We start from the raw sequence: 21530 nt of genomic DNA, 5'->3' as shown, positions 1-21530 counted from the left end.
CGCGCCCATGCGAGCGATCACAATCCCGGAGCCCGGTGGCCCCGAAGCACTTGTCTGGGCGGACGTGCCCGATCCGCAGCCCGCCGAGGGCGAGGTCCTGATCGAGGTCGCGGCCAGCGCCGTGAACCGCGCGGACCTGCTCCAGCGCCAGGGCTTCTACGACCCGCCGCCCGGCTCCTCCCCCTACCCGGGTCTGGAGTGCTCGGGGCGGATCAGCGCGCTCGGCCCCGGGGTGCACGGCTGGGCCGTCGGCGACGAGGTGTGTGCGCTGCTGGCGGGCGGCGGATACGCGGAGAAGGTCGCCGTCCCGGCCGGCCAGGTGCTGCCGGTGCCGTCCGGTGTGGACCTGGTCACGGCCGCCGCGCTGCCCGAGGTGACCTGCACGGTCTGGTCGAACGTCTTCATGATCGCGCACCTGCGGCCCGGCGAGACGCTGCTGGTCCACGGCGGTGCCAGCGGCATCGGCACCATGGCGATCCAGCTCGCCAAGGCTGTCGGCGCACGGGTCGCGGTGACCGCGGGCGGCCCCGAGAAGCTGGCCCGCTGCGCCGAGCTGGGCGCGGACATCCTCATCGACTACCGCGAACAGGACTTCGTCCAGGAGATCCGCAAGGCCACCGACGGCGCGGGCGCGGACGTCATCCTCGACATCATCGGCGCCAAGTACCTCCAGCGGAACGTCAAGGCGCTGGCGGTCAGCGGCCGGCTGGCGATCATCGGGCTTCAGGGCGGGGTGAAGGCGGAGCTGAATCTCGCCGCCCTGATGGCCAAGCGCGCCGCGATCACCGGCGCCGGACTGCGCGCCCGCCCGCTGAACGAGAAGGCGGCCATCGTCGCCGCGGTGCGCGAACACGTCTGGCCGCTGATCGCCAACGGTCAGGTCCGGCCGGTCGTGGACCGCGGCCTCCCGATGGCGGACGCCGCCGAGGCCCACCGGGTCGTGGACGCGAGTGCCCATGTCGGCAAGGTCGTACTGACGGTCTGAACCCCCGGCCGCCCCCGGCCCCTCGCGCCCGCCCCTCCCGCGTATGCGCCCGGTAACCCGCCCGACATGTCCAAGATGCCGTGAATCTCATCACATGTGACGCTGGGCAGGTCACTCGACGGCTCGGCACGGGAGGGGCACTGTGGTCGCTCCAGGATTCCGTTCGCGCATCGCCACCGGTCTGTTGGTGGCTGCCGTCGTGCTGCCCGTACCGATAGGAGCCACCTCCGCGGCGGCCGCGGACCGGCGGGCCACTCCGGTCGACCGTCCCCCGCTTCTCGCCCGCCCGGGCGATCAGCCCGACGACCTCCCCGGTGGCACGGACGGCTTCGGTCTGGACGGGTTCGATGACTTCGCGATCGGCCCGCCGCCGGTCGAGGGGCCCGGGGCCGGAGGGGGCCGGGTGCGTGCCGGACACCGGGGCCACCCGGGGGCTCCGGCGCTGCCGGACCGCTACCCCGGCCTGCCGGACGCCCTGCCGGGCGTCCCGCACCGGCCGTCGCATCACCACCACTTCGGTGGGCTCCGCGGGCACGGACGGTGGCACCACCACCCGCATCACTCGTTCGGCCCAGGCTTCCCCGTGCCGGGCCCGCCGTACTCCATCTCGGGGCCCGACGGCGGCGGTGCCGACTTCCCGAGGCCCGGCAGGCATCGGCACCCGGACGCGGCGGGATCGTCCGACACCGACCGTGCGCACGCGCGGCCCGGTCGGCGCGCCCCGAAGAAGCACCGCAAGCCCACGGCATCCGAATCCCACGCGGCAGCGGCCACCCCGTCACGGCCCGCTCCTTCGCACCGCTACGACGTCGCGGACCGGTTCAGCCGGCGCACCTACGAGGCCCTGCCGCCCCTCCCGACGCCCGCCCCGGAGGGGGGTGGCTCCGCACGGGAGAGCACGGAGGACGATGCGGCGGCCACGGCGGCCCCGTACGCCATGGAGACCCCCGTGGCGCCGGTCGAGCGGGTGCTCCCGATGGGTGCCGGCCTTGCTCTCACCGGTCTGGGGCTGGCCTTCTTCGCGCTGCGGCTGCGCCGTGGCTGATGATTTCGGTGGTTTCACGTGAAACGGCGAGAATCCGCTGTTTCACGTGAAACAGCGGCGGCCGCTCCGCTCGGAAGGGTGGATCACCTTCTCCCCGGGGCACCACCTGTCTGGAGCCCGCGTACGAGAGAATGGCGGCATGGATATGCCGATGAATGAACGGTCACAGGAGAATCCGCACGTCCTGGTGGTCGGCCCGGACGGCATGGCGCTCGGCGGCGGTGCGGGCTCCGGCGGCGGGGAAGACGGCGAAGAATCCCGGGAGACCCCCTTGACGGACATGGTCGAACAGCCTGCGAAGGTCATGCGCATCGGCAGCATGATCAAGCAGTTGCTGGAGGAGGTGAAGGCCGCTCCTCTGGACGAGGCGAGCCGGGTCCGGCTCAAGGAGATCCACTCCAGCTCGGTCAAGGAGCTGGAGGACGGCCTGGCACCCGAGTTGGTCGAGGAGCTGGAGCGGCTGTCGCTGCCGTTCACCGATGAATCGGTGCCGACGGAGTCGGAGCTGCGGATCGCCCAGGCCCAGCTGGTCGGCTGGCTGGAGGGCCTCTTCCACGGCATCCAGACCGCACTGTTCGCCCAGCAGATGGCGGCTCGTGCCCAGCTGGAGTCGATGCGCCGTGCGCTGCCGCCCGGGGCTGTATCGATGGAGGGCGAGGAGGGCGTGCCGGGTCACGGCGGCGCCCGCTCGGGCCCGTACCTCTGAGCACGGGGCCCGTGGGGCCGGCCGGAGCACACCGGCCGGCCGTGGCACCAGGACGGACAGAAGGGGCCGGCACGCATTACCCGTGGCGGCCCCACCGACAATTACGGGAGGCCCGTGGGCCGTACGCCGTCAGCCGCTGCGACCGGTGGAGACGGTCAGCTCGATGGCGTCGTTCTTGTTCGGGTACCACCAGTCGGACGACGGGCTCTGGTTGGTGACGGTGTTCTTGCCCCAGAGCGAGCTGTCCTCGTGGGCGACGACCTTGTACTTCCAGCCGGCCGCCTCGATGCACTTCTTCACCGAGTCCAGATTCTTGAAGCGGAACGAAGGCACGAGGATCTTGCGCGGGTCGACGGAGCTCTTGGTCGGGTTGGTGCACTCGGACGTCAGGATCGTCGCCGTCTTGTCCTCGGGCCGGACGCTCTCGGTGGGCGAGGAGGTGTCGGAGTATGCCGACGTCGGGCTGAGGTCCCCGCCGTTGTCGTCGCTGGAGCCGGCGCTCAGACCGATGCCGATCGCGATCGCGGTGACCACGACGACCCCGATGACCGCCGAGACGACGATCACCGCGCTGTTGTTCTTCCGCCGGACGGGACCGCCGGCCGACGGCATCGGGGCCGTCACCGGGGGCGGGGTGTAGGCCGAGGGCTGGTAGCCACCGGTATTGAACGGCGCCGGACCCGGAACGGGGCCCGGCGCGGGCGTCGGGTAGGTGTTGTTCGGCGGCAGGGGCGGGGGCGTCGAGGGGCCGAAGGGGGCCGCCTGCGTCGGCTGGTACGGCTGCTGCACGCTCGGCGGGGCCGGGGTGTGCGGGTTGCCGGAGGCGGTGGGGAAGACCGCGGAGGAGACCGACGCACCGCTGGTGCGGGCCCGCGGACCCTCGCTGATGATCAGCGGCGTCGAACCGGACTGCCCGGACCCGACGATCCGCAGACACTCGTCCCGCATCGCCTCGGCGGTGGGGAACCGTTCGTTGGGGTTCTTCTTCAGCGCACGGGCCACCAGTGCGTCCACGGCCGGCGGCAGCGAGCTGTTGATGCTCGACGGGACCGGGGGCTCTTCCTGGACATGGGCGTAGGCGATGGCGAGCGGGGAGTCCGCGTCGAACGGCAGCTGGCCGGTCAGCAGCTCGAAGAGCATGATGCCGACGGAGTAGAGGTCGGAGCGGGCGTCCACGCCGCGGCCCAGCGCCTGCTCGGGCGACAGATACTGCGGGGTGCCGACGACCATGCCGGTCTGCGTCATGGACGTCACACCGGACTGCATGGCACGGGCGATACCGAAGTCCATGACCTTGACGACGCCGCGCTTGTTCAGCATCACATTGCCGGGCTTGATGTCCCGGTGGACCAGGCCCATCTCATGGCTGACCTCGAGCGCCGCCAGGACATCGGCCGTGATCTTCAAGGCTTTTTCTGTCGGCATCGCGCCATGTTGGGCGACGTCGGTGTCCAGATCGGAGCGCAGCGGCTGACCCGCGACGTACTCCATGACGATGTACGGCACCATGGCGCCGTCGAGCTCGTCCTCACCGGAGTCGAAGACGGAGACGATATTGGTGTGCGTGAGTTTCGCCACGGACTGGGCCTCGCGGCGGAAGCGCTCGCGGAATGCCTGCTCGCGGCCGAGCTCGGTGTGCAGCGTCTTGATCGCGACCTCGCGGTCCAGGACGCTGTCGTAGGCGAGGTGTACGGAAGCCATTCCGCCCGCGCCGAGAAGATCACGAAGCTGGTAACGTCCCCCGCCGACCGAACGGCCCTCGAATTGGCCCTGAGCGCCGTCCTGGCTCATCGTTCCGCTTCCCCCTAGGCCGCACTACGCGTACGTATAGCGATCAAAATCTGCAATTTCGCAGCCAAGTCTGCCGCAGGCCCCGGACACGTCAAGCCGTGTGCCCGTTCCGTGACCAGATGTGCAAGATCCCGTCACGGCGGTGCGACGTTTTGGCGCCCGATTACCCCCGGTGAACTTGCGATATATGGCGTCCGGCGGGTGTGATGGCCGGTCCACGACGGATCGGTGGGGGTCGTGGAACCTGTAGCGTGCTCTAGCGAAGACCGATGACCTTACCGCTCTCATGCGGATCGATTCGACGGCGAGGACCGATGGCACCGACGCAGAGCCCCCAGGGCCCGTCCGATCCTGAGGCCACCGGCTCCAATATCCCCGACGCACCGGAGATGTGGGGCAACGGCGGGCTGGTCGGCGACGGCCGCTACCGGCTCACGCGACGGCTCGGCCGCGGTGGCATGGCGGAGGTGTTCGCAGCCGAGGACGTCCGTCTCGGCCGCACCGTCGCCGTGAAGCTGCTGCGCTCGGACCTCGCCGAGGACCCGGTCTCCAAGGCCCGGTTCACGCGGGAGGCACAGTCCGTGGCCGGGCTGAACCACCACGCCGTGGTCGCGGTCTACGACTCCGGTGAGGACCTGGTCGGCGGCAACACCGTGCCGTACATCGTGATGGAGCTGGTCGAGGGCCACACCATCCGCGATCTGCTGCTCAACGCCGACGCCCCGCCGCCGGACCAGGCGCTGATCATCGTCTCCGGTGTACTGGAGGCGCTGGCCTACAGCCACCAGCACGGCATCGTGCACCGTGACATCAAGCCCGCGAACGTGATCATCACGAACAGCGGCGCCGTCAAGGTCATGGACTTCGGCATCGCCCGTGCACTGCACGGCGCCCAGTCGACCATGACCCAGACCGGCATGGTCATGGGCACCCCCCAGTACCTCTCCCCGGAGCAGGCGCTCGGCAAGACCGTCGACACCCGCTCCGACCTCTACGCCACCGGCTGTCTGCTCTACGAACTCCTCACGCTGCGGCCGCCGTTCACCGGCGAGACCCCGCTCTCGGTCGTCTACCAGCATGTGCAGGACATGCCGGTGGCGCCGTCCCAGACCGCCGACGCGGTGCCGCCGGAGCTGGACGGCCTGGTCATGCGCTCGCTGGCGAAGGACCCCGACGACCGCTTCCAGTCCGCCGAGGAGATGCGCGGCCTGGTCCAGTACTCGCTCCAGATGCTGCATGAGCAGGGCGGTCACACCGGGACCTGGAGCACCGGCCCGGTCGCCGTGCACGAGGGCGGCCTCTCCCCGGCCATGGGCACCGCGGCCACCACGGCGCTGCCGCACCCCGACGCCGGCCAGACCACGGCGCAGCCGATCCTGACGCCCGGTATGCGGGACGACGACGGCGGTTTCGACGGCGGGCCCCGGGGGACCAAGAGCGGTCGCGGCAAGATCTGGCTGATCGCGGCGCTGGCAGTGATCGCCATCGCGGTGGGTGTGGCCTTCGCGCTCCAGAACACCGGCGGCGAGAGCAAGAAGCACGAGACGCCCACCTCGCAGTCGCCGACGCCGACGGAGGACGACAAGACGAGCGAGCCGCCGACGGAGGAGCCGAGCACTCCGGAGACCGAGCCCGAGGACACCGGTGACGGCGGCACCTACTCCGAGCCGCCGAGCGAGCAGCCCAGCACGCCGGAGACGTCCGAGCCGCCGACCTCGGAGCCGCCGACCTCGGAGCCGCCGACGTCCGAGCCTCCGACGTCCGAGCCGCCGACCGGCCCCACCGATCCCACCGACCCCACCGGCGGGACCGATGACGGGGGCACCGGCGACGGGGGCGCCGCCGACGGCGGCGCGGACACCGGCGTGACCGCGGGCGCGACCGGCTGACGGGCGCCCCCCGCTTCAGCGGGTGAAGGCGTTCCGTACGGCCCGGTACTCGCGGGTCCACCAGACGGCCAGGGCGGCCGCCGCCGGGAATTGTGGATCGGTGCGGCGGTCGCCCAGCTGGTAGCGCCAGGTGAGCATCCAGAAGTCGTTCAGCCGCTCCCACCACACCCGGTGGACGGCCGCCGCGAGCTCCTCGGCTCCGGCCCCGCACGCCCTGCGGTAGGCGCCCGCGTACGCCGCCACCTTGCCCAGATCCAGCGTGCCGCAGGGGCGTACGAAGAAGATCGCGGCGGCGCGTACCGCCTCCTCGGCGCGCGGCTGCACGCCCAGCCGGTCCCAGTCGACGATCGCGGTCGGCTCGGTGCCCCGGTAGAGCACATTCAGTGGGTGGAAGTCGCCGTGCACCCAGCCCGCGGGGGGCTCCGCGCCCGGGGCCGGCCGGCGGTGCGCCTGCTGCGCCAGCAGGGCCCGGCGCTCCAGCAGACGGTGTTCGGCGAGCTCGTCGAAGCTGGTGCGCGGCCGGGCGCCGCGGGCCAGGGCCAGCAGCTCGTCGATCGTCTCGAAGGTCCGCTCGGGGTCGGCGCCGGCGTCCGCGCAGGGTGGCCGGGGCGGATGTGGCTCGTCCGCCATGACCTCCTCCAGCGCGGTGTGCACGAGCCCGAGCAGCGCGCCGAGCCGCCGGGACTGGTCGCGGGTCAGCGCGGCGCCGCCGAGGTGTCGGCCTTCGACCCAGGGGTGCAGCGCGTAGCAGCGGCCGTCGAGGACCGTGACGGTGCGGCCGTCCGTATGGGCGACGGGTGGGGCGACCGGCAGTCCCAGCGCGGCGAGGCGGTAGGTGGCGCGGTGCTGGCGGGTGAGGGCTGCGTGGTCGCCGTCGAGGTGGTGCTTGAGGAAGTAGCGGCCGCGGGTGGTGGCGAGGAAGTAGCCGTGGTTGAGCAGGCCCTCGGCGACGGGTTCACAGGACAGCGGCGCACCGGCTCCTGCGTAGTGGCGGAGCAGGGATCCGAGGGTGTCTCTGTCGGGCGTCGCCGCCGTCCGGACTACAGATGAGCGCAGCACGCGCCAGATGTTAGATCAACTACGCCCGTCGGAGTGGGTGTGCCGGAAAGCATTACGCAGGGTGCGCGCAGCGGCGGACGGCGCGCCGGTTCACGGTCGGCGGGGCTGGCCGGTAGCAGTGGTCGCAGCGCATCCGCGAGATGGTGCGCCGGGGCGCGCGCCGTCATTCCGCGGGCTGTTCAGTGCCGTTCCGCCTGCATTCGGGCGACATAGGCGGCGGCCTGGGAGCGGCGCTCCATTCCGAGCTTGGACAGCAGACTGGAAACGTAATTCTTGATCGTTTTCTCGGCGAGATGGAGCCGCTCGCCGATGGCGCGATTGGTCATTCCCTCGCCGATCAGATCGAGGATCCTGCGCTCCTGGTCTGTGAGGCTCGCCAGCCGGTCGTCGCCCTTCGCGGCGTTGCCGTCGCGCAGCCGCTCCAGCACCCGGGCGGTGGCCACGGGGTCGAGCAGTGACTTCCCGGCCGCCACCTCGCGTACCGCGGAGAGCAGTTCGTTCCCCCGGATGGCCTTGAGGACATAACCGGACGCACCGGCCATGATCGCATCGAAAAGGGCCTCGTCATCCGCGAACGAGGTAAGCATCAGGCATTTGATGTCCTCGTCCTGTGAACGGATCTCGCGGCAGACCTCGACCCCGCTCCCGTCGGGCAGCCGGACATCGAGCACCGCCACGTCCGGACGGGTCGCCGGGATCCTGACCAGGGCGTCTGCGGCGGTGCCGGCCTCGCCGACCACCTCGATGTCCTCCTCGACCGAGAGCATTTCGTGGACGCCGCGCCGGACAACTTCGTGGTCGTCGAGCAGGAATACCGTGATTTTTCCGTCTTCGCGCACCCACTCAGTCTCACACATCAACTCTTCCCGTGCTCCAGGTCACCGATATAACGTGCCGTTGTCCCGGCGGCCTGCAACGCTGTGACCAGGAGTTGTTCCAAACCTTCGCGATTTACTTGGAAATCCAAGCAAAATCGCAGGTCAACGCCGTTTCCACTTCGGCTTTGACAATGGGTAACGTGCAATGAGCAGGCCACTGTCCGGGAGCTTTGTTCCACCCGGATCCGGCCGCGATCGCACACAACCCCGTGCGCCGTATCGGATACCGGGTGAGCCGCAATACGGCCACCGGCGGACCCCGGGGGCCGGACAGACGGAGGAGCAGCACGTGACCGTGGAAGGCACTGCGCAGCGGAAAAACGCCCGCGGCAGCAGCAAGCGCACCACCGCCAAAAAGGCGACGTCGGCCAAGAAGGCGTCCCCGGCCAAGGCCCGGAACTCCGGCCGGCCCGATGAGGCGGAGCAGGATCAGCTCGTACAACTGCTGACGCCCGAAGGCAAGCGGATCGAGCACCCGGATTACTCGATCGACCTTTCCGCCGAAGAACTGCGCGGCCTCTACCGCGACATGGTGCTGACGCGGAAGTTCGATGCCGAGGCGACCACCCTCCAGCGCCAGGGCGAACTGGGCCTGTGGGCCTCGCTGCTGGGCCAGGAGGCCGCTCAGATCGGCTCCGGCCGCGCGCTGCGCGATGACGACTACGTCTTCCCGACCTACCGCGAGCACGGCGTGGCGTGGTGCCGCGGTGTCGACCCGACGAACCTGCTGGGCATGTTCCGCGGGGTCAATCACGGCGGCTGGGACCCCAACAGCAACAACTTCCACCTGTACACGATCGTCATCGGCTCCCAGACGCTGCATGCCACCGGCTATGCGATGGGTGTGCAGAAGGACGGCGCGGATTCCGCGGTCATCGCCTATTTCGGTGACGGCGCTTCCAGCCAGGGTGATGTCGCGGAATCCTTCACCTTCTCCGCGGTCTACAACGCCCCGGTCGTGTTCTTCTGCCAGAACAACCAATGGGCGATTTCCGAACCCACCGAGAAGCAGACCCGGGTGCCGCTCTACCAGCGCGCCCGCGGATTCGGCTTCCCCGGCGTACGCGTCGACGGCAATGACGTACTGGCCTGTCTGGCGGTGACCAAGGCGGCGCTGGAGCGGGCGCGCACCGGCCAGGGCCCGATGCTGATCGAGGCGTTCACCTATCGCATGGGTGCGCACACCACCTCCGACGACCCGACGAAGTACCGGGCGGACGAGGAGCGGGTTGCCTGGGAGGCCAAGGACCCGATCCTGCGGCTGCGGACCTACCTGGAGGCCGAGGGCCTGGTCGACGAGGCGTATCTCGCGTCGATCGACGAGGAGCGCGAGGCCCTGGGCAAGCGGGTCCGCGATGCGGTACGCGCCATGCCCGACCCGGACACCATGGCGATCTTCGAGAATGTCTATGCCGACGGGCATGCGCTCGTCGATGAGGAGCGCGCGCAGTTCGCCGCGTACCAGGCGTCGTTCGCCGATGCCGATCTTGTCGCGGAGGGGAACTGACCATGGCCGTCTTCGAGAAGATCACCATCGCCAAGGCGATCAATGAGTCGCTGCGTGCCTCCATGGAGGCCGACCCCAAGGTCCTCGTCATGGGCGAGGACGTCGGCAAGCTCGGCGGCGTCTTCCGGGTCACCGACGGGCTCCAGAAGGACTTCGGCGAGGACCGGGTGATCGACACCCCGCTCGCCGAGTCCGGCATCGTCGGCACCGCCATCGGCATGGCGCTGCGCGGCTACCGCCCGGTCGTCGAGATCCAGTTCGACGGCTTCGTCTTCCCCGCCTACGACCAGATCGTCACCCAGCTCGCGAAGATGCACGCCCGCGCGCTGGGCAAGGTCAAGGTGCCGGTCGTCATCCGCATCCCGTACGCCGGCGGCATCGGTGCGGTCGAGCACCACTCCGAGTCCCCCGAGGCGCTCTTCGCGCATGTCGCGGGCCTCAAGATCGTTTCTCCCTCGAACTCCTCCGACGCCTACTGGATGCTCCAGCAGGCCATCGCGGGCGACGACCCGGTCATCTACTTCGAGCCCAAGCGCCGCTACCACGACAAGTCGCGGCTGGACACCGAGTCGATCCCGGACCCGCTGCACAAGGCCCGGATCGCCCGGACCGGTTCCGACCTCACGCTGGCCGCCTACGGGCCGATGGTCAAGGTCTGCCAGGACGTCGCCAATGTCGCGGCCGAGGAGGGCAAGTCGCTCGAGGTCGTCGACCTGCGCTCGCTCTCCCCGATCGACTTCGACACCGTGCAGTCCTCGGTGCAGAAGACCGGCCGGCTCGTCGTCGTCCATGAAGCCCCCGTCTTCTTCGGCGCCGGTGCCGAGATCGCCGCCCGGATCACCGAGCGGTGCTTCTACCACCTGGAGGCCCCGGTCCTGCGGGTCGGCGGTTTCCACTCCCCGTATCCGCCCTCCCGTCTGGAGGACGAGTACCTTCCGGGACTGGACCGGGTGCTCGACGCCGTTGATCGTGCGTTGGCGTACTGAGGGTTTGAGGAGAGTTCGTGACCATGACTGCAAGTACCGCCAACGCTCAGCGCTTCCGCGAGTTCAAGATGCCCGACGTCGGCGAGGGGCTGACCGAGGCCGAGATCCTCAAGTGGTACGTCCAGCCCGGCGACACCGTCACCGACGGCCAGGTCGTCTGTGAGGTCGAGACCGCCAAGGCCGCCGTCGAACTGCCCATTCCCTACGACGGGGTGGTGCACGAGCTGAACTTCGGCGAGGGCGTCACCGTCGATGTCGGCACCGTCATCATCTCCGTGGACACCGACCCCGGTGCCGGGCCCGCCACGGCACCGGCCGCGGTCCAGGCGCCGCAGGAGGCCGCCAAGGCCGAGGAGGAGGCCGAGCCGCAGGGCCGGCAGGCGGTGCTGGTCGGCTACGGCGCCGCGCCGTCCTCGACCAAGCGCCGGGCCCGCAAGCCCCAGCCGGGCGTTCCGGCCCAGCCGGAGTCCGTGAGCGCCGCGCTCCAGGCGGAGCTGAACGCGCGCACGGCGCCCGCACCGGCCGCCCCCGTGGCTCCGGCCGCGAACGGCACGAGTGCCGGGTCCGCGGGCAGGCCGCTGGCCAAGCCGCCGGTGCGCAAGCTGGCCAAGGACCTCGGGATCGATCTGGCGACGATCGTCCCGAGTGGGCCGGACGGCATCATCACCCGCGAGGACGTGCACGCGGCCGCCGCCCCGGCCGAGGCTCCGGCCGCACCGGCCGAGGCTCCGGCCCCCGTCGCCGAGGCGGTCGCCCCGGCGGAGACCGGCGTCGTCCACGCCGCCGCCCGTGAGCGCCGGGTGCCCGTCAAGGGCGTACGCAAGGCCACCGCTCAGGCGATGGTCGCCAGCGCCTTCACCGCGCCGCATGTCACGGAGTTCATCACCGTCGATGTGACCCGCACGATGAAGCTCGTCCAGGAGCTCAAGCAGGACCCGGACATGGCGGGGCTGCGGGTCAACCCGCTGCTGCTGGTCGCCAAGGCGTTCCTGGTGGCCCTCAAGCGCCACCCGGAGGTCAATGCGGCCTGGGACGAGGCGCGGCAGGAGATCGTCTACAAGGACTACGTGAACCTCGGGATCGCGGCGGCCACCCCGCGTGGGCTGATCGTCCCGAACATCAAGGACGCCGGAGTCAAGACGCTTCCCCAACTCGCCGCGGAACTGGGCGATCTGGTCGCCACCGCCCGCGAGGGCAAGACCTCGCCGGCGGCGATGACCGGTGGCACGGTCACCATCACCAACGTCGGCGTCTTCGGCGTCGACACCGGTACGCCGATCCTCAACCCGGGGGAGTCGGCGATCCTCGCCTTCGGCGCGGTCAAGCTCCAGCCCTGGGTCCACAAGGGCAAGGTGAAGGCGCGCCAGGTCACCACCCTCGCGCTGTCCTTCGACCACCGGCTCATCGACGGCGAGCTGGGCTCCAAGCTCCTCGCGGACATCGCGGCGGTGCTGGAGCGGCCCAAGCGGCTCATCACCTGGGGATGAGCCGGAAGGCGGGGCCGGGCGGTTCGGAGCGGCGTTTCACGTGAAACGCCGCCTCGGGTCCGCGCCGGCCCTGTGGACGAGCAGTCGTGGGTCCGCACCGACCGCCCCGACGAGGTGTGTGCCCGCGCCAGAGCTGCCGGCGCGGAGATCATCGAGGAGCTGAGCGACACCGACTACGGCTCGCGGGAATTCGGTGTCCGCGATCCCGAGGGCAACCTCTGGTCGTTCGGTACGTATCGCGGCGAGCCGCGCAGGGTGTCACCGGGGCCGCGCGCGACCGGCGGGCCGGTCAGCCGCGGATGAGCTCCACCGCGCGGCTGAAGTGGCCCACCGGCCCGGCCGGACCGGAGCCGTCGGCGCGTGCGGCGCCGCGGGTCAGGGCGATGCCCGCCCACAGACCGGCGACGATCAAAGCCAGCACGACGGTGTTCCGCGTACGGCGGCCGGCGTTCGTCCTGGGCTGCATGGTCCACTCCCCCTCGGGTGTCGGAGCCTCCCCGGCTCCGTGCCTCTATTCACCCATGAGATTCGCCGTGGTCCGTACGCGGCAGGTAGGGACTCCTGTACGACTTGAGGGGGACCCGACATCCCGCGAGTCCCTCTTCCGCCGGTGCCGGGTAAAGGGTTTGCCGCGGTCGGACGCGCTGTTTACGGTCGGCGAAATGAACAGCGAAATGATCATCCGGCCGTATCGCCCCGCTGACCAGGACGTGGTCATCGATCTGTGGTCCCGGGCCGCGCGCGAGGCGCACCCGTTCCTCGACGGGGAGGGCGCGGGCGAACGGGCCCGCCTCCTTCGTGAGGTGTACCTCGTCCAGGCGGAGAACTGGGTGGCCGAACGCGAGGGCCGGGTCATCGGGCTGCTCGGGCTGCTGACCGGCCGGCCTGGGAACGGGGACCGGCCCGGGACCGAGGTCGGGGGGCTGTTCGTGGCGCCGGAGGCCCAAGGCGGCGGAGCCGGGCGGGAGTTGCTGGAGCATGCGGCGGCCCTGCACGGCGCGCTGACCCTGGAGGTCTTCGAGGGCAACGGCCGGGCCCGCCGCTTCTACGCGCACCTCGGCTTCACGGAGCGCGGGCGGCGGACGGACGAGGAGACCGGCCATCCGCTGATCGCCCTGGAGCGCGGCGCACCGCTGAAGTCGGTGAGCTGGCTGCATCTGCGCGAGGGGCGGCTGCTGAGCGTACGGACGCGCGGGAACGACACCTTCTATCTCCCGGGCGGCAAGTACGAGCCCGGCGAGACCGCCCGGGAGGCGCTGTCGCGCGAGCTCGGTGAGGAACTCGGCCTGGTGGTGCCCGCCGAGGAGCTGTCGGAGGCTTTTGTCATCCATGCCGTCGCCCACGGGAAGAACGGGCGCCGGCTGCACATGACCTGCTTCACCGGCGGGCCCCAGGACATCGCACCGGCCCCCGGCCGGGAGATCGCCGAATACGCCTGGTTCGACCGGCAGGAAGCGCGGGAGCGCTGTGCCCCCGCCCACGAGCAGGTGGTGAACCGGTTGGTCGCGCAGGGGCGGATGCCGGGCTGAGGGCAGCGCAGGGCGGCGGACGGGCCGGGGCGCACACCGGGCGCTGACCGGCCCTCCGCCGCCGTGACGGCCCCACAACGCCGCCACCTGCGAAAACGTGACCCTCTTGTCCGTATCGCGGACTGCGGTGTCGAACGCATACCTGTTGTATCTATCCTGTGCGCATGCCCTCAGCGTCCACGCCCACCGCGCCTGCCAGAGAGTCCGCCGCCAAGCAGCCGCCCGCCGCCGAGCGGGTCTACGCCCATATCAAGGACGCCGTCCTGGAGCGCCGCTACGAGGGCGGCATGCTGCTCACCGAGGGCGAGCTGGCCGACGCCGTGGGGGTGTCGCGGACGCCGGTGCGCGAGGCGCTGCTGCGGCTGGAGGTCGAGGGGCTGATCAAGCTCTACCCCAAGAAAGGCGCGCTGGTGCTGCCGGTCTCCGCGCAGGAGATCGCCGATGTCGTCGAGACCCGGCTGCTGGTGGAGAAGCACGCCGCGGCCAAGGCGGTGCCCGCGAGTGAGGCGCTGGTCGGCGAGCTGACCGAGCTGCTGGAGACGATGCGGGAGCAGGCCGCTTCCGGCGATCTGGCCGCCGTGTCCGTCACCGACCGCGCCTTCCACGCCGCCATCGTGCGCAGCGCCGGCAATCAGATCCTGGATCGGCTCTACGAGCAGCTGCGCGACCGTCAGCTGCGGATGGGTGTCGCGGTGATGCATGCCCATCCGGACCGGATCGCCAAGAACATCACCGAGCATGCGGAGATCCTGGAGGCGCTGCGCGCCGGTGACGCGGACGCCGCGACCGATGTCGTGCAGCGTCACGTCAGCTGGGTGCGCAACCTCGCGCAGGGGGACGTGCGATGAGCGCCGGCAGCGGAAGCGCCGGTGGCTCCCTCGGGTCGGACGGCGGCTCCGGCATAGGCGGCGGCGCCCGGCTGATGCCCGCGGACCCGCCCGGCGGCCGCCGGGCGATGGCGGTCTGGGGCATCGGCGTCGCGGTCTACTTCGTCGCGATCACCTACCGCACCAGCCTCGGCGTGGCCGGGCTGGACGCCGCCGACCGCTTCCACATCAACGCCTCGGCGCTGTCGACGTTCTCCATCCTCCAGCTGCTGGTGTACGCGGGGATGCAGATCCCTGTCGGGCTGCTGGTCGACCGGCTCGGCGCCAAGAGGGTGCTGACGATCGGCGTGGTGCTCTACACCGTCGGCCAGTTCGGCTTCGCGCTCTCCTCGTCGTACGCCATGGCGCTCGGCTCGCGTGCGCTGCTCGGCTGCGGGGACGCGATGACCTTCATCAGTGTGCTGCGGCTCGGTGCCCGGTGGTTCCCGGCCCGCCGCGGCCCGATGATCGCTCAGATCGCCGCGCTGGTCGGGATGGCGGGCAACCTCGTCTCCACGCTCGTCCTCGCCCGCTTCCTGCACTCCTTCGGCTGGACCCCGACCTTCGCCGCCAGCGCGGCCGGCGGCATCGTCGTGCTGATCGTGCTGCTGCTCTTCCTCAAGGACCACCCCGAGGGCTTCGAGCCGCCGCCCGCGTCCGCCGCCCACACCGGCGCCGGCTTCGTGCGCCGGCAGATCGCGGACGCCTGGCGGGAGCCCGGCACCCGGCTGGGCATGTGGGTGCACTTCACCACCCAGTTCCCCGCGATGGTGTTCCTGCTGCTCTGGGGCCTGCCGTTCCTCGTCGAGGCGCAGGGGCTGTCCCGCGGCACCGCCGGTGAACTGCTCACCCTCGTGGTGCTCTCCAACATGGCGGTCGGGCTGGTCTACGGCCAGGTCATCGCCCGCCATCACGCGGCCCGGACCCCGCTGGCGCTGGGCACCGTGGGCGCCACGGCGCTGATGTGGGGGCTCGTACTGGCCTGGCCGGCCGATCATGCCCCGATGGCGCTGCTGATCGTGCTGTGTACGGTGCTGGGCGCCTGCGGCCCCGCCTCGATGATCGGCTTCGACTTCGCGCGGCCCGCCAACCCGCCCGAGCGCCAGGGCACCGCCTCCGGCATCGTCAACATGGGCGGCTTCACCGCCTCGATGACGACCCTGCTCGCCGTCGGTGTGCTGCTGGACGCGACCGGGGACAACTACCGGATCGCCTTCGCCTCGATGTTCGTCCTGGAGGCGCTCGGCGTCTCGCAGATCCTGCGGCTGCGCCGGCGTGCGGCACGTCGCGAGCGCGAACGGCTGGTCGTCAGCCGGGTCGAGGCAGTTCACGTGCCGGCCTGAGGCGGCCACGCGGCCGGGTCCGTTTCACGTGGAACGGACAGGGCTGTTTCACGTGAAACGGCTCATACTCCGGGGCCGGCTCTCGTTCTCCGGCCGGCTCACGGGCAGCGACGCGGAGCGGCGGAGACCCGCCGGGACGCCGTCCGCCCACCCCTGGTGCTACGGCGTGACCGCGAAGTGGTCCAGGATCGCCGCTGCCAGTTCGGCGTCGCCGTCGATCTTGATCTGCTCGGTGACGGCCGACGGACGCACCCGGCCGCAGGCCAGCTGGTGGAAGGTGTCCCAGTCCAGGGCGAGCGTCACGGTCGGACCGAGCGAGACGCTGCCGTCGATGGTGGCCTTGCCCTGGGCGTCGATCCGGACCGTCCGCAGGAATTCCAGCGGTCCGCTGACGTCGAAGACCACCGCTGAATCCGCGGGCGCCTGGGCCCGCTTGGCGACGATGCCGGGCAGCACCTTCACCAGCAGATCGCGCGTCACATGCGCGCCGGGGGAGTCGAGATTGCCGGGCTTGCCGAGCGCCCGGCGCAGATCCTGCTCATGCACCCAGACATCGAACGCCCGCTGCTGAAGCACGAATTCCAGCGTACGGTCCTCGCCGAGCGGGCTGCGCACCTCGGCGTCCGGCTGACGGGACTCGTTGCGCAGCTGCCGGGAGCGGCGGATGACGGTGTATTCGAGCTCGCTGAGCATCTCCGGCGCGGTGTGGTGCCGACGGACGTCGACCTGCACCTCCATACGACGCGCCGACTCGCTGCGTACGTGGTAGAGATCGCGCGGCAGCGTGTGAATCGGCCGCGGGTCGCCCAGCATTTCGCATTCCAGGCCGATGACATGGGAGACCACATCACGCACGGACCATCCTGGGAGGCCCGTCGCCCTGTTCCACTCGCCTTCGACGAGCGGAGTCACCAGCTCGGTTATCGCTTCTATGGAGTGAGTCCAGGCATCGATGGAGGACTGAAGGCTGGGATGGACGGTCACGGGACCCCTCGGACGGTTCGTACGCGGGCTGCTGTCTGTGCAGTTAAGTTACGCTGCGCACGGGCACCCCGGCAGTGCTTTCGGACGACCATCGTAGGCCGATGTTTCCCGGCCGCAGAGGGGTGCGCCGTACGCCCGGAACGCGTGCTTCTCAGTCCTCCCCGCGCTCCCGCTCCGCCAGCCGGATCACACACACCGCGATGGCGATCAGCAACGCCGGATCCGCGTCCTCCCGGACGACGTTGACCGCATAGGTGTCGCGCACGGTCAGCCAGCGCCGCGAGATCTCGGCGAGCAGTTCGCCGTCGTACTCGATCGCGAACTCCCGGTCCATGATCTTTCCGCTGACGTCCAGCTCGGTGCCGTCCACCAGCTGGACGCGGTAGTGGTTGCGCAGCAGCGAGAGCCGCTTGCGCCGGATCGTGGCCAGCGGCTCGTCGCCCCGCTCGATGGTCATCGTGTCGCGCAGGCTGAGCATCTTCTTGCGGATGGTGATCAGCACCCGCCGCTCGGGGTCCTTCAGCTCGAAGGTCTCCCGCAGCCGCAGCGCCTTTCCGTCCACCAGGTAGGCGTGCCGTCCGTGCTCGTCCTCGATCCAGTAGTCGTCACCGATGCCGAAGATGCGGTCACGTACCACGTACTTGCCGGTGCGCGGGGACGCGTCCCCGGGAGATCGCTGCATGGCTGACGTGTTCCCTCCGGGCCCTGCGGAATGCGCACGCACCGGAGTGACGTTGAATGTCCACATGGCTTCACGTGCACGCGTCCGCGCCCCCGAGCTGACCGGCAAGGGCGGCTGGCTGAACACCGGCAACAAGGATCTGACCCTCTCCGACCTGCGAGGACGCATTGTCGTCCTGGATTTCTGGACCTTTTGCTGCGTGAACTGTCTGCATGTCCTGGATGAGCTGCGGGAGCTGGAGGAGCGGCACCGCGACACCGTCGTGATCATCGGCGTGCACTCCCCGAAGTTCGTGCACGAGGCCGAGCACCAGGCCGTCGTCGACGCCGTAGAGCGCTACGGCGTCGAACACCCGGTCCTCGACGACCCCGAGCTCACCACCTGGAAGCAGTACGCGGTGCGAGCCTGGCCGACGCTCGTGGTGATCGACCCCGAGGGGTATGTCGTCGCCCAGCACGCCGGCGAGGGCCATGCGCACGCCATCGAGAAGCTCGTCGAGGAGCTGGAGGCCGAGCACGAGGCGAAGGGCACCCTGCACCGCGGCGACGGTCCCTACGTACCGCCGGAGCCGGTGGCCTCCGATCTGCGCTTCCCGGGCAAGGCGATCCGGCTGCCGGGCGGCAGCTTCCTGGTCTCGGACACCACCCGGCATCAGCTGGTGGAGCTGGCGGCGGACGGTGAGCAGGTGCTGCGCCGGATCGGCACCGGCGAGCGCGGGCTGACCGAGGACTCCTTCAACGAGCCGCAGGGCCTGGCGCTGCTGCCCGACGGCAGGGTGGCCGTCGCCGACACGGTCAACCACGCCATCCGTGTCCTCGACCCCGACAGCGGCGCGCTGGAGACGGTGGCCGGCACCGGCAAGCAGTGGTGGCAGGGCTCGCCGACCTCGGGCCCGGCGCGCGAGGTGGACCTCTCCTCGCCGTGGGACCTCGCCTGGTGGCAGGACCGGCTGTGGATCGCGATGGCCGGGGTGCACCAGCTGTGGACGTACGACCCGGCTGCCGGCACGGTCGAGGTCGCGGCCGGTACCACCAACGAGGGCCTGGTGGACGGCCCGGCCGCCGAGGCGTGGTTCGCCCAGCCGTCCGGGCTCGCGGCGGCCGGCGACCGGCTGTGGATCGCGGATTCGGAGACCAGCGCGGTCCGCTGGGTGGAGCCCGCCGAAGCGGGCGACGGGTATGTCATCCGGACGGCCGTCGGCACCGGCCTGTTCGACTTCGGGCACCGCGACGGCGCCGCCGGCCAGGCACTGCTCCAGCACCCGCTGGGGGTGACCGCGCTGCCCGACGGCTCGGTCGCCATCGCGGACACCTACAACCACGCACTGCGCCGCTTCGACCCCGCGAGCGGCGAGGTGACGACGCTGGCGAAGGATCTGCGCGAGCCGTCCGACGCGGTGCTCGTCGACGGCGACCTCGTGGTGGTGGAGTCGGCGCGGCACCGGCTGACCCGGCTGCGGCTGCCGGAGGAGGCGATCCGCGTCGAGTCGGTGGCGCATCGCACCCAGCGCGCGGCCACCGAGGTCGCCCCGGGCGCGCTGCGGCTGGAGGTGGTCTTCCAGGCCCCGGCCGGCCAGAAGCTCGACACCCGCTACGGTCCCTCGACGCGGCTGCTGGTCAGCGCGACACCACCGGAGCTGCTCGCCGACGGTGCGGGCGCCGGCACCGACCTCACCCGGGAACTGGTGCTCGCGGACGGTATGACCGAGGGCGTGCTGCATGTCTCGGCGATGGCCGCGTCCTGCGACGACGCCCCGGACATCGAGTACCCCGCCTGCCATGTGCATCAGCAGGACTGGGGCGTCCCGGTTGAGATCGCCGAGGGCGGGGTGGCCCGGCTGGGGCTCGTCCTGGCCGGGCTGGACGCCGAGTAGGAGCGAGGATCCCGGGCCCGTCGAGCGGGCCCGGTCCGCGGCCGGCCGCCGGCCGTCACTCCGGGGCCGGCCGGTGCGGCGGCTACTTGCCGACGCCGCCCGCCAGCTGCGCCCCGTGGATGCTGGAGCTCCAGTTGGTGACCTTGCTCTTGCCGACGGAGATGTGGAGCCGCTTCTCCGCGAAGTCGACGGTGGCCGGACCGTGCGTGGCCGAGCTCGCCGAGATGCCCATGAAGTCGATGGCCACCGACTTCTGCTCGGTGCCCTTGGTGGCCGCGGTGTTGGTGGGGATGACCGCGTAGGCGTAGCCGTGGGCGGGCACGGTGATGCGGGTGCCGTCGAGGTGGCCGGGCGTGCCCTGGAGCAGCGGCAGCGGCTTCTTGGCGTTGTTGAAGCGGAGCAGCGGCGCGTTGTAGAGCTTGCAGTCGCGGCTGGTGGAGTTCTTGAACTTCACGGCCACATGGCTCTTCGGGCCGGTCTGCTGGGAGAACGTGACCTTGTACGTGCTGGGGTAGCAGTCGGGCACCCGCCGCGATGCCGCTCCCGCGCCCGCCGCGGCCGCACCGCCGCCGATGATCTTGCGCTTCTTGCTCTTGGAAGACGAGGAGGACGACTTCTTCGACTTCTTCGAGGAGTGGCTGTTGCAGCCGGTCAGCGCGAGCGAGCCGGCCAGCCCGAGGGCCAGCGCGGCGTATGCGGCGGAGCGGTGGCGGGAGCGGCGTGCGGTCATGGGTGGTTCCCCCAGTGAGTTGCTGCGGTGTCAGCGAGGTGTGTCTGTCATGGCACGGCCACGATATCCATTGCCGGTGGATGCGCCAGGGTGGGTTTGTCGGGGGGCCCGGCGATATGGCGTTATCGCAGGTCATAGGTGCTGTCTGTGGGTGGCCCCGGTGCGTGGCGGGGGTGAAGATCAGCCTCTGGGTGACGAGGATCCGGTCCCGAACGGGGCGCCGAAGCGTCAGTCCGGGCAGCCGGGCAGCGTGGTGTTCTCGACCTGTTCCGGGCGAATGCGGATGGCCGGCATCCACACCTGCCTGCCGTCGTGCTCGACCCGGAACCACATGCTGCTGTGGCCGCCCACCTCATCCGTGACCGTGATTCCGTCGGCGATCCGGCAGACCGCGCGCAGCACGTCGTCGTGCCATACATGGCCCACGACGTTGGAGCGGCGATAGAGCCGGTACGGATCGCGGGCCAGCCCGAGTGCGCAGTTCTCGGTCCGCCGGTGCTGACAGTCCCGTTCGACGTTGTGGACGGTGAGCCGGGCCGACCCGGTGGCCGACGCCGCGCTCCGCGCGCCCGGCGCCCGGCCGTCACTGCCACTGTCCGGCGATCCGTTGGAGCTGATCAGTGCCGGTACGGCCAGCGTTGCGGCGGTGAGCACCGCGGCGGTCCCGAGCCCGGCGAGCACCAGCCTCCGGCGCCGCCTGCCCGTCGCCGCGGCCCCGCCTTCCGTCCCTGCGCCGGTCGAATCGTCGGCATCAGCCCGGGTCTTGCCGCCGGGCGTACCGTCCCGCTCCGTCGCCCGCGCTCCCGCGTCCGCCGCCTCCTGGGCGCGGTGCAGCAGGTCGACAAGGGCGGGCAGCCGGTCCTCACCGGTGAAGGAGAGCGTGCACCACTGCACCAGCAGCCGTTCGTCGGGCAGGCTCTGACCTCGCAGATAGCGGGAGAGCGAGGAGCGGCTGGCAGGCAGTCGGCTCTCCAACTGCTTCAGGCTGTAGCCGAGTTCGCCGTGCATACGGCGTAAGGAGCTGACGAAGTCCCGTACCGGGCCGGAGAGTTCGTCGGGCAGCGGGGCCAAGGGCTTACGGCGGACATGATCGGCGTGGTTCTGATGGCCAGGCACGTCTCGCATTCCAGCACAGCGGGCATGCGCGCGCGAGGGGCACTTCCGCTCCCCTGTGCCGGAAGTGCCCCTCG

The 21530-nt window shown here is 70.7% G+C and carries 20 protein-coding genes; 12 read left to right on the top strand and 8 right to left on the bottom strand.

Features of this window, described 5'->3' with window-relative positions:
- Positions 1–7 precede the first annotated feature (7 nt).
- The 3 genes from ACFWJW_RS23405 (at position 8) to ACFWJW_RS23395 (ending at position 2736) form a co-directional block, all read left to right on the top strand.
- On the top strand, positions 8–985 hold the full coding sequence (locus ACFWJW_RS23405; protein ID WP_387244614.1) for an NAD(P)H-quinone oxidoreductase: 978 nt from the start codon (positions 8–10) through the stop codon (positions 983–985).
- Between the two features lie 142 nt (positions 986–1127).
- Positions 1128–2030, top strand: coding sequence for a hypothetical protein (locus ACFWJW_RS23400; RefSeq protein ID WP_387244611.1), 903 nt, complete (start codon positions 1128–1130; stop codon positions 2028–2030).
- A 139-nt stretch (positions 2031–2169) separates the two neighbouring features.
- Complete coding sequence (locus ACFWJW_RS23395; RefSeq protein WP_387244608.1) at positions 2170–2736, top strand: bacterial proteasome activator family protein; 567 nt, start codon at positions 2170–2172, stop codon at positions 2734–2736.
- A 129-nt stretch (positions 2737–2865) separates the two neighbouring features.
- Here ACFWJW_RS23395 and ACFWJW_RS23390 read toward each other — a convergent pair whose 3' ends face one another.
- On the bottom strand, positions 2866–4527 hold the full coding sequence (locus ACFWJW_RS23390; protein ID WP_387244605.1) for a protein kinase: 1662 nt from the start codon (positions 4525–4527) through the stop codon (positions 2866–2868).
- A gap of 314 nt (positions 4528–4841) precedes the next feature.
- Here ACFWJW_RS23390 and ACFWJW_RS23385 point away from each other — a divergent pair, with 314 nt between their 5' ends.
- On the top strand, positions 4842–6416 hold the full coding sequence (locus ACFWJW_RS23385) for a protein kinase (protein ID WP_387244602.1): 1575 nt from the start codon (positions 4842–4844) through the stop codon (positions 6414–6416).
- A 15-nt stretch (positions 6417–6431) separates the two neighbouring features.
- On the opposite strand, the gene ACFWJW_RS23380 is transcribed toward ACFWJW_RS23385, so the two are convergent.
- A complete protein-coding gene (locus ACFWJW_RS23380) occupies positions 6432–7475 on the bottom strand; it encodes a phosphotransferase (RefSeq protein WP_386681649.1) in 1044 nt (347 codons plus the stop codon).
- 179 nt (positions 7476–7654) lie between these two features.
- Positions 7655–8314 carry a response regulator transcription factor gene (locus ACFWJW_RS23375; RefSeq protein ID WP_327228858.1) on the bottom strand — a complete coding sequence of 220 codons (660 nt, stop codon included), beginning with the start codon at positions 8312–8314 and terminating at the stop codon, positions 7655–7657.
- Between the two features lie 328 nt (positions 8315–8642).
- Here ACFWJW_RS23375 and pdhA point away from each other — a divergent pair, with 328 nt between their 5' ends.
- From pdhA to ACFWJW_RS23355, 4 genes are all read left to right on the top strand, one after another.
- Entirely contained in the window at positions 8643–9860 is a 1218-nt protein-coding gene (gene pdhA, locus ACFWJW_RS23370) for a pyruvate dehydrogenase (acetyl-transferring) E1 component subunit alpha (RefSeq protein WP_327225698.1), read from the top strand.
- A gap of 2 nt (positions 9861–9862) precedes the next feature.
- Entirely contained in the window at positions 9863–10846 is a 984-nt protein-coding gene (locus ACFWJW_RS23365) for an alpha-ketoacid dehydrogenase subunit beta (RefSeq protein ID WP_085923742.1), read from the top strand.
- 23 nt (positions 10847–10869) lie between these two features.
- Positions 10870–12333 carry a dihydrolipoamide acetyltransferase family protein gene (locus ACFWJW_RS23360; RefSeq protein WP_387244597.1) on the top strand — a complete coding sequence of 488 codons (1464 nt, stop codon included), beginning with the start codon at positions 10870–10872 and terminating at the stop codon, positions 12331–12333.
- A 72-nt stretch (positions 12334–12405) separates the two neighbouring features.
- Positions 12406–12636: a VOC family protein gene (locus ACFWJW_RS23355; RefSeq protein ID WP_387244594.1), complete on the top strand. Its 231-nt coding sequence runs from the start codon at positions 12406–12408 to the stop codon at positions 12634–12636.
- On the opposite strand, the gene ACFWJW_RS23350 is transcribed toward ACFWJW_RS23355, so the two are convergent.
- Positions 12623–12799, bottom strand: coding sequence for a hypothetical protein (locus ACFWJW_RS23350; protein WP_167536116.1), 177 nt, complete (start codon positions 12797–12799; stop codon positions 12623–12625). The two genes, ACFWJW_RS23355 and ACFWJW_RS23350, sit on opposite strands and share 14 nt — an antisense overlap.
- Positions 12800–12995: 196 nt before the next feature.
- On the opposite strand from ACFWJW_RS23350, the gene ACFWJW_RS23345 reads away from it, so the two are divergent.
- The 3 genes from ACFWJW_RS23345 (at position 12996) to ACFWJW_RS23335 (ending at position 16071) form a co-directional block, all read left to right on the top strand.
- Positions 12996–13862, top strand: a complete 867-nt coding sequence (locus tag ACFWJW_RS23345; protein ID WP_387244591.1) for a GNAT family N-acetyltransferase — start codon at positions 12996–12998, stop codon at positions 13860–13862.
- 164 nt (positions 13863–14026) lie between these two features.
- Positions 14027–14710, top strand: a complete 684-nt coding sequence (locus ACFWJW_RS23340; protein ID WP_387244588.1) for a GntR family transcriptional regulator — start codon at positions 14027–14029, stop codon at positions 14708–14710.
- Between the two features lie 107 nt (positions 14711–14817).
- Positions 14818–16071, top strand: a complete 1254-nt coding sequence (locus tag ACFWJW_RS23335) for a nitrate/nitrite transporter (protein WP_387244741.1) — start codon at positions 14818–14820, stop codon at positions 16069–16071.
- A gap of 159 nt (positions 16072–16230) precedes the next feature.
- Here ACFWJW_RS23335 and ACFWJW_RS23330 read toward each other — a convergent pair whose 3' ends face one another.
- Both ACFWJW_RS23330 and ACFWJW_RS23325 read right to left on the bottom strand, forming a co-directional pair.
- Positions 16231–17055, bottom strand: coding sequence for a maleylpyruvate isomerase family mycothiol-dependent enzyme (locus ACFWJW_RS23330; RefSeq protein ID WP_387244586.1), 825 nt, complete (start codon positions 17053–17055; stop codon positions 16231–16233).
- A 151-nt stretch (positions 17056–17206) separates the two neighbouring features.
- Complete coding sequence (locus tag ACFWJW_RS23325) at positions 17207–17737, bottom strand: LURP-one-related/scramblase family protein (protein ID WP_387244583.1); 531 nt, start codon at positions 17735–17737, stop codon at positions 17207–17209.
- 64 nt (positions 17738–17801) lie between these two features.
- Here ACFWJW_RS23325 and ACFWJW_RS23320 point away from each other — a divergent pair, with 64 nt between their 5' ends.
- The gene (locus ACFWJW_RS23320; RefSeq protein ID WP_387244580.1) at positions 17802–19610 is read left to right on the top strand and encodes an NHL domain-containing thioredoxin family protein; all 1809 of its coding nucleotides are present in this window, start codon (positions 17802–17804) and stop codon (positions 19608–19610) included.
- A gap of 82 nt (positions 19611–19692) precedes the next feature.
- Here ACFWJW_RS23320 and ACFWJW_RS23315 read toward each other — a convergent pair whose 3' ends face one another.
- The gene (locus tag ACFWJW_RS23315; RefSeq protein WP_387244577.1) at positions 19693–20340 is read right to left on the bottom strand and encodes a DUF4232 domain-containing protein; all 648 of its coding nucleotides are present in this window, start codon (positions 20338–20340) and stop codon (positions 19693–19695) included.
- Positions 20341–20568: 228 nt separating this feature from the next.
- Positions 20569–21465 (bottom strand): helix-turn-helix domain-containing protein, encoded by an 897-nt coding sequence (locus tag ACFWJW_RS23310; RefSeq protein ID WP_387244574.1) that lies wholly within the window; start codon positions 21463–21465, stop codon positions 20569–20571.
- Positions 21466–21530: the final 65 nt, after the last annotated feature.

The organism is Streptomyces sp. NPDC127097, assembly GCF_042724075.1.
Classification (GTDB): Bacteria; Actinomycetota; Actinomycetes; order Streptomycetales; family Streptomycetaceae; genus Streptomyces.
Note: the sequence above shows the minus strand (reverse complement) of the source record. Positions and strands in the feature narration are given on the sequence as shown.